Origin of the sequence: Dapis brunnea BLCC-M229 (genome assembly GCF_050015995.1) — a bacterium.
GTDB lineage: Bacteria > Cyanobacteriota > Cyanobacteriia > Cyanobacteriales > Microcoleaceae > Trichodesmium.
Window position 1 is genome coordinate 1 of record NZ_JBNHEP010000290.1, and the last position, 8,074, is coordinate 8,074.

7 protein-coding genes are annotated in these 8,074 nt (G+C 35.4%); 2 read left to right on the top strand and 5 right to left on the bottom strand.

The genetic code is table 11. The annotated features are described in order from the left end of the window. Positions 1-178: 178 nt before the first annotated feature. Positions 179-784, bottom strand: coding sequence for a PEP-CTERM sorting domain-containing protein (locus tag ACP6PM_RS33550; protein WP_426591180.1), 606 nt, complete (start codon positions 782-784; stop codon positions 179-181). Positions 785-1,080: 296 nt separating this feature from the next. Then, the gene (locus ACP6PM_RS33555) at positions 1,081-1,686 is read right to left on the bottom strand and encodes a PEP-CTERM sorting domain-containing protein (RefSeq protein ID WP_426591180.1); all 606 of its coding nucleotides are present in this window, start codon (positions 1,684-1,686) and stop codon (positions 1,081-1,083) included. Positions 1,687-3,717: 2,031 nt separating this feature from the next. Here ACP6PM_RS33555 and ACP6PM_RS33560 point away from each other — a divergent pair. After that, a complete protein-coding gene (locus ACP6PM_RS33560) occupies positions 3,718-4,215 on the top strand; it encodes a hypothetical protein (RefSeq protein WP_426591181.1) in 498 nt (165 codons plus the stop codon). Positions 4,216-4,580: 365 nt separating this feature from the next. Then, positions 4,581-5,813 carry a DUF790 family protein gene (locus tag ACP6PM_RS33565; RefSeq protein WP_426591182.1) on the top strand — a complete coding sequence of 411 codons (1,233 nt, stop codon included), beginning with the start codon at positions 4,581-4,583 and terminating at the stop codon, positions 5,811-5,813. Between the two features lie 177 nt (positions 5,814-5,990). Here the strand turns inward: ACP6PM_RS33565 and ACP6PM_RS33570 are convergent, their stop codons facing one another. From ACP6PM_RS33570 to ACP6PM_RS33580, 3 genes are all read right to left on the bottom strand, one after another. After that, a complete protein-coding gene (locus ACP6PM_RS33570) occupies positions 5,991-6,593 on the bottom strand; it encodes a DUF1517 domain-containing protein (RefSeq protein WP_426591183.1) in 603 nt (200 codons plus the stop codon). A gap of 38 nt (positions 6,594-6,631) precedes the next feature. Then, positions 6,632-6,814 carry a hypothetical protein gene (locus tag ACP6PM_RS33575; RefSeq protein ID WP_426591184.1) on the bottom strand — a complete coding sequence of 61 codons (183 nt, stop codon included), beginning with the start codon at positions 6,812-6,814 and terminating at the stop codon, positions 6,632-6,634. A gap of 294 nt (positions 6,815-7,108) precedes the next feature. After that, a complete protein-coding gene (locus tag ACP6PM_RS33580; protein ID WP_426591185.1) occupies positions 7,109-7,636 on the bottom strand; it encodes a tetratricopeptide repeat protein in 528 nt (175 codons plus the stop codon). Between the last annotated feature and the right edge of the window lie 438 nt (positions 7,637-8,074).

Genomic DNA, 8,074 nt, shown 5'->3' on the forward strand with positions numbered 1-8,074 from the left:
CTGTCTCCTGACTCCTTGCTAAATTTATGAAGATACCTTCAGGGGTTCTATAGCATCAATTATTTGATTTCATATTATAGAGGCGGGTTGAGATCAAAATCTCAGGTGTTTCAAATTTAATCTTTATAATACCCGCCCCATAACCTTGATGATGAATCAGGATAATTTCAAAGATATTCTATCCTAGATTTTGCTTACGCTTGCGAACTACAGTGGCACCTAAACCGCTCATCGCTAATAAACCAAGAATAGATGTAGGTTCAGGAGTAGTCTTTACAGCAATAGCATCAATGTCAAAACCATTGCCATCGTTTACTGCATTACCACCAGGATTGGTTATAGAAGTTGTATCAGTAATCTTGAGGAATTTATACATTCCACCTACATCAATATGGTCGGTCATTGCTTCGTCATTGAGTATATTGTCAGCAACAATAACATTAAAATCACCACTTAAATCATTACCCACAGCAACTGTTACAGTTTCTTGCCAATCTTGGCGATTAACCAGAGTCGTTTCCCAGAGTTTAAAACTATTGAACTTTTTACCACCAAATCCAAAGATGAGTGATTCACCCAAATCCATACTGTAGAATTTCTCATCTGGAGGAGTCAATGCGTTGTCAACATCAAATCTGTCTCCGAGATTTCCATCTCCCAAAGGATTTCCACTCATATCATAAACCTCTGAAGCAAAAGTTGCTGCCATAGCTGGAGTTGCAGCAAAACCAACAACACCACTCGCGATCAAAGCTGCAAAAGCTGAAATTTTGGAAAAATTCATAATTACCTACCTGATTTTAGTTAATAGTTTTCAATTGTTGAATAGTCAGAATATTCAATTAATAGACCAGTTTATTTATACAAATTACTACTCTCAAACCCTGGTCTTATTAATTTGTCTTTAGTCGTATACACTGCCTAAAATTTAGGTTTGATTTCAATTTAGGTTTGATTTCAATTTAATTTGTATCCGTAATAGAGGCGGGTTGAGATCAAAATCTCAGGTGTTTCAAATTTAATCTTTATAATACCCGCCCCATAACCTTGATGATGAATCAGGATAATTTCAAAGATATTCTATCCTAGATTTTGCTTACGCTTGCGAACTACAGTGGCACCTAAACCGCTCATCGCTAATAAACCAAGAATAGATGTAGGTTCAGGAGTAGTCTTTACAGCAATAGCATCAATGTCAAAACCATTGCCATCGTTTACTGCATTACCACCAGGATTGGTTATAGAAGTTGTATCAGTAATCTTGAGGAATTTATACATTCCACCTACATCAATATGGTCGGTCATTGCTTCGTCATTGAGTATATTGTCAGCAACAATAACATTAAAATCACCACTTAAATCATTACCCACAGCAACTGTTACAGTTTCTTGCCAATCTTGGCGATTAACCAGAGTCGTTTCCCAGAGTTTAAAACTATTGAACTTTTTACCACCAAATCCAAAGATGAGTGATTCACCCAAATCCATACTGTAGAATTTCTCATCTGGAGGAGTCAATGCGTTGTCAACATCAAATCTGTCTCCGAGATTTCCATCTCCCAAAGGATTTCCACTCATATCATAAACCTCTGAAGCAAAAGTTGCTGCCATAGCTGGAGTTGCAGCAAAACCAACAACACCACTCGCGATCAAAGCTGCAAAAGCTGAAATTTTGGAAAAATTCATAATTACCTACCTGATTTTAGTTAATAGTTTTCAATTGTTGAATAGTCAGAATATTCAATTAATAGACCAGTTTATTTATACAAATTACTACTCTCAAACCCTGGTCTTATTAATTTGTCTTTAGTCGTATACACTGCCTAAAATTTAGGTTTGATTTCAATTTAGGTTTGATTTCAATTTAATTTGTATCCGTATCTGTAAAACAATATAGCAAGGAATTATGACAGACTCTATATGTTTTCACTGATCTTCATCAGATCTTTAAAAAAATACGGCTTTTTGTAGTTATTAATACAGTTTTATTTAAAGCTTCAATGAAGTTAATATTTTTTTTCCGGACAATAACTATATATCTGGTATAATTAAAATTTTTTTTTGTAGTTATTAATACAGTTTTATTTAAAGATTCAATGAAGTTAATATTTTTTTTCGGATAGTAACTATATATCTGGTATAATCAAATTTTTTTATAATAAAGCGTTTTGGCCTATCAAATTTTTTGATGGACAGGATTTACGGGTAGTGGGTCAAGGAACTGTGGGAATGTTCATTAATGGATAATGTGGATAATGGATAATGAATAATGGATAATTACCTCTCCCTAAAACGGATTGGATTGACTAAAAGGAAAAAATTTATTTTCTTGGTCGATTGGATATGGCGTTAGCGGAGCGGCTCTGTTAAGAGCGGGAGACCTCGCCATCCCATCCTTCGGAATGCTCCGCAAACGACCGCTTTTTCCCCTTGAAAGGGGAGGCTTTCAACCTAAATTATTTAATTATTTAATTATTAATGATTCGCTAAAAGTAAGAATTGTCCCTAAATAGTCTCTATAACTTATGCAATGTCTTCTGTGTGGCCATCACAAAGTTCACAAGCATGGAAAAACTAGCAAAGACAGTCAAAAATACTGCTGTCCCTAATGCCAGCAAACTTTCACCGAGACTTTTGATACCCTAGACTTCTTCCAGAAGTCAGGGAATAGGGAATAGGGAATAGGGAATAGGGGGAATGAAATTGTTGATTTTAGATCTTGAATTGATTTAATTAAAACTTTTGCAAGAGGTCTCCTGTACTATCAACGACAAATTGGACCTGAGAAAATGCAAATGGGTCTACAGGTTCATGTTGAGGGCAGCAGTTTAAAAGGAATTGGTCGAACAGTTAATAAGTGCCTATAATATAGTAGACCTCTCCAAAAATAAAAAATAAAATCAATTCTTATCTATAAATTATCAATTACTCCCCTCCTGGGAGGGGTTAGGGGTGGGTTCGCTGTTCCCTGTTAAGTGTTAAGTGTTCCCTCTTTTCTGGAGATGTCTAGTGATTAGTTTAATCAGAGCAGCCGCTGAAAAAGGACAAATGATTCATAATGCTCATGTGCAGTAATTTTGACACCTCACAAATCAGTAGTGATGAGTTCTGGTCATTTTTCCAAAAAAACAGAAACAGTGCTAATGTCTAGAATTGATGGAAGGTGATTGTTGGATTGGCATGAGGAAAGGATCCAGAACGCTGATTAATTCTGGCTGCCAGAGTAGTTCATTAATGGATAATGGATAATTGATAATTGATAATTACCTCTGGTTAAAACTGAGAGGATTGAATATAAGGAATATTGTCTTTGTTTTCCCCTATCCAAGGGGAGGCTTCAAGGCGCGAATTATTTAATTATTAATTATTAATTATTAATTCTTCGGTAATTAGTAAGTTCAGGTCAATAGAATTTTAATGTTTATTAGGTCAAAAAAATACTTTACACACAGGTTTTAAGTAAAAACACAGAAGAAACTCTACAACTTGACTGACAACCTTCACAAAAACTTTACTTCATTTACCTGAATCTTGACAAAAACTTTACCTAATATGAATCATTATTGTTTATAATAAGGGTGTAAAGATTGACAAGGCTTTTTAAAGAAGCGATCGTCTAACTATGGTTGATTTTCGATTTCATAACATGGAGCCGGAAGATAATATTTCCTCAAACTTTTCTGAACCAGCTAAAAGATTACTTTAAAAAAAACAACAATGGCTAAGATAGACACAAACCAGAAACTCATACCTACAACCACAACTTGCACTACTATCAATACCAATACAAGTAAAGCCAAAACAAGCACTATTAAATACGATTTTGAGGTGTCCCCTTATCGAGGAGAATTAACAGAGAAAAACTATTACGGTTCTTTCAGTTTCAATTGCTCGGAATTAACTCGAAAGGGTGTAGAGTTCATCAAAATTGATAACTTTGACTTTAGATTTTTGGGTATTGACTATGGCAAAACTGATTTATTATTTGCAGAAGCCGTATTTAGGGACGGTGATTTTCTGGGATTAACTGCTAGTGGCGCAGATTTCTCTTTTATCTGTGGATTTTTCAACTTGTCTGAGGCATCTTTTGCTTACAATGTTAACTCCAGTTTTGGGGCAGCAAATGTGACATTCTCTTTAAGGCAAGTTACTAATGACAACTTTGCAACAGTCTTTGCTCCTGAACCTAGCATTCTGATGAAAGTTGTAGTATGATTTGATCTTACAGCACTCACTAATTTTTTGTAGAGAATTTCAGTCGCCTTACTCCGAATCTTTGCTCTCATTTTCTTAATAGATTTGCCTGTATTTTTTTCGCGATCGTAAATTTTACCTAAATGTTGTGCTATGGGTTGATTCTTCTACTAATTGGCTCAACCCTAGTAAAGCACTAAGTCCAGAAAGCATTCATGGCAAGTACACAACCAGACCTGTGATGATTTTTTTTAGAGCCACTCCAGTCCCTGGACGGAACTACTCCTAAAATTTTACTTGATCCAACCTACAGTATTGTAACTAATTATCTAATCAAAAAAATACCTGCAATAACTGCTAAAGGTTTATACTAAACATCATAAATTATGTTGCCCACTGACTTACTTTCTCATCGTCAAACCGGAGAAACAATTATTCCTCAAAAGCTGAAAATAGATGCCAAAAATTTAAGCATTGCCACAGAAATGATTAATTGTTTCCAAGAAACATTGGGAAAAACTCAAGGAGAACTGGATAAAAGTTTACAATCAATTGAAGGAGATGACCCTAACTATCGTCTTAAACGAGGATTAGCACATATCCTCAAAGGCAGTTTTTCTACCTTTGAAATTATCAGTCCTCTTGAACCGATAGAATTAAGAAATCGTGTTTTTGCTGTTGCTTCAGAAGTTGTTCCTAGTGTCAAATCAACAGAATTAACTTTAGAAAATTTAGCAACTAAATTAAGTCAAGAATTAAACCGAGAAGTTGTACCTGATGAAATTAAAAAAGGTCTCTATGCAGACTTGCAAGAAAATCGGATTTTAACTCAATTTGATGCCCCCAGACCAGAAGCATTATTACATAGATATAACCTTTCCCAAGTTCAAGGTATTTTTTATAAAGCTAGTCACATTGAATTAAATGCCCATCGCAACGATCCCGGAGAATATAAACTGTTATTTAGGTATGTAAAATTATTTCAATTAATGACTTATATTGAAGGAGATGCTGACCAAGGTTTTACTCTCACAATAGATGGTCCCTATAGTTTATTTAAACCTAGCACTCGTTATGGTTTAGCATTAGCAAAAATGTTGCCTGCATTATTACACGTTACTAAATGGAGTTTACACGCAACTTTACAAAATCGTGACCCCTATACTGGAGCATGGAAAACAGGCAGATTTAGTCTTAATTCTGATTGTGATTTAGTAAGTCATTATCCGCCAGGAAAGCCTTATGATAGTATGTTAGAAGCATCATTTGCAGAACGTTGGGCTAAGTCAAAAACTGAGTGGAAATTAGAAAGAGAAGTTGATTTAATTCCAATTCCTGGTAGTGTGATGATTCCTGATTTTCGACTGGTTCATCCTAATGGAGAATCATATTTATTAGAAATAATTGGATATTGGCGACCGGAATATTTAAAAAAGAAATTTGCTCAGGTGCGAAGTGCTGAATGTGATAATTTAATATTGGCTATTTCTGAACGATTAAATTTAGAAAAAGCGGGTGTAAAAGTTAAAGATGTACCAGTACCTATTGTGTGGTTTAAGGATAAGTTATTACCTAAGTCGGTATTAGAAATTTTAAATTCCTCTTACAAGACTTACTAATTTTTTATATAGAATTTCAGCTTTGAGGGTAAAAATCAACGATCTTAGAGAGGTAGCTATCGCTCCCCAAAAGATAGTTATAGTAAGCGTTTGACTATTTTCGGAGATGTCTATTTCATGTGCTAAAGCCCTACTACAAACAAAAATTTTTTGATCGCTAATTATTCGGACATGATATTACAAGGGAATTAATTCAGAAAAATTCACTAATAATTGTTCATTATCTAACTCATCCCCTAAACGTGCTGGTGAAAAATGTATTTGAATACCCCGCAACTTTTCTTGATAATGCAAATTAATCAAAGCTTTTAATGCCTGAGTCATCGCTCCCATACTCGCCAGGTCAGTTTCAATGTCTGGCACTTCTCCCTCGAACGCAACTGTTATCATTACCACTAAATTACCAGTGGGAGGCAAAGTTAAAGGTTCGTTATTTTCCCCGTAGTCTTCACCTTCCCCAGAACTTAGGTAGCGTTGGGCAGAGTCTGTAAACAATTCATCAAAAAAGTCTCCCGCTTCTCCTTCATTCCAAATAACATCACCTTCGTTAGCTGCCGACTGCCAATAGATATTATATTCTAAGAGACTTTGACAGACCTCAACAAGTCTTTCCCCCACTACTTCCAAGTCTCCTTCTGATGCAACCGCTTCCCTAACAGCTGTATTCAAAACACCCAATAAAGGCGTTACCTCTGAACCCGCTAAGTGAATGAATAAACGAGAGACAACAAATCTCGTTTTACCTGTAAATTTTTTGAAGTTATCTTGCCAAGAACCCATAATTTTACCTGCTAATTAATTAAGTCAAAAGTCAAAAGTTAGAAAAATGGTGGTGGTGCATTGTAATGGTCGTGCATTGTCCGGCAATGTTTATTAGGAGGCACCGCACTAGGAGCATCTTGCTCTCGTACCAGGTACTCCTTTTTGCTGTATACCATTACGCGAGCAGGACTACCAGAAAAATTTATTATTTCTATATAGTAATTGTATTTTACTTTCAATTTTTATATCATGTGCGTCTTCAAGGAGTAGCTCCGCTTACGAATAATTAGTTATCAAAAAATCTTTGTTTGTAGTGGACCGAAACATCTAAAAATAGTGGATTATATCACCGGGGGCGGGTTCATCTGATTTTAGGTTAAGACTCATTAATTTAATGCAGAACCTGCCCCTACTATTGCAATATTTTAGGTGTGTCACGCCGATAGTTGTGCTTACCACCCCCGATATACCTCGCAGTACTAAATCCCAACTACAAACTACTAATTTTTACTTCTGAATTCTGAATTCTGAATTTAAGAAGGTGTTAAACGTTTCCTCATAGATTCTGCACGTCTTTTTGCAGTATCATTTTTTGAGTCATATTTCAGTGCTGACTCATAAGCTTCTAAAGCTTGGGCAGTTAATTTTTTCTTCTCATAAGCATGACCCAAATTATTATAAGCTGTCACATAGTTAGGAGCTATTTTTAATGCTTCTTTATACTGCCTAATTGAAATATCATATTGGTCTTGAGCGAAATAAGCAAAACCCAGAGCATTGTAAATTTTCGGAAAATCCTCTAAATTCTCTTCCTCTTTTAATCTTAGAGCTTTTTGAAATAATTCAACTGCTTGAACATATAATTTTTTTTCTAAATATATACTAGCAAGCTGATAATATTCATCTACTGTTCCTTGTTCTTTTGTCAGTTTATTTTTCAACTTAGAAAGCTGACTTTCTGTTTTCCTCGTCTTGGTAATCTGACGGATAATAAATATAGCTGTTATAGACAATAATATTAGCAGTATTAATAAGTATAAAACTGGTAGAGTGTTATCCATAATCTTTACCCAGGATTAATTTTAATTTTATTCATAGAATAACAGCTTTCCTTTCCACTTCACTGTGTCTTAATACTATTTTTTAAAATAAAGCTGAGAGCTGACCCCTAATAGCTGTTTCGCTGCCTATTCATATCGCGCAACATTCCCCAGGAAATGCTTACCAAAAAATTAAGGTATAAAGCCTCTCCATTCATGGAGAAAAAGCGGTCGTTTGCGGAGCAGTCCGTTAGGATGGGATGGCGAGGTCTCCTCGCCATATCCAATCGACCAAGAGAGCGGTCGTTTGCGGAGCATGACCTAGGATGGGATGGATGGGTTACCTAACCATATCCAATCGACCAAGAGAAGAAAAAAAATTCCTTTGAGCAAAATCCTATCTGTTAAGTAGGTAGGCACGAATAAACATCACTATGTAACGAAATGTTAAAGCAGTTG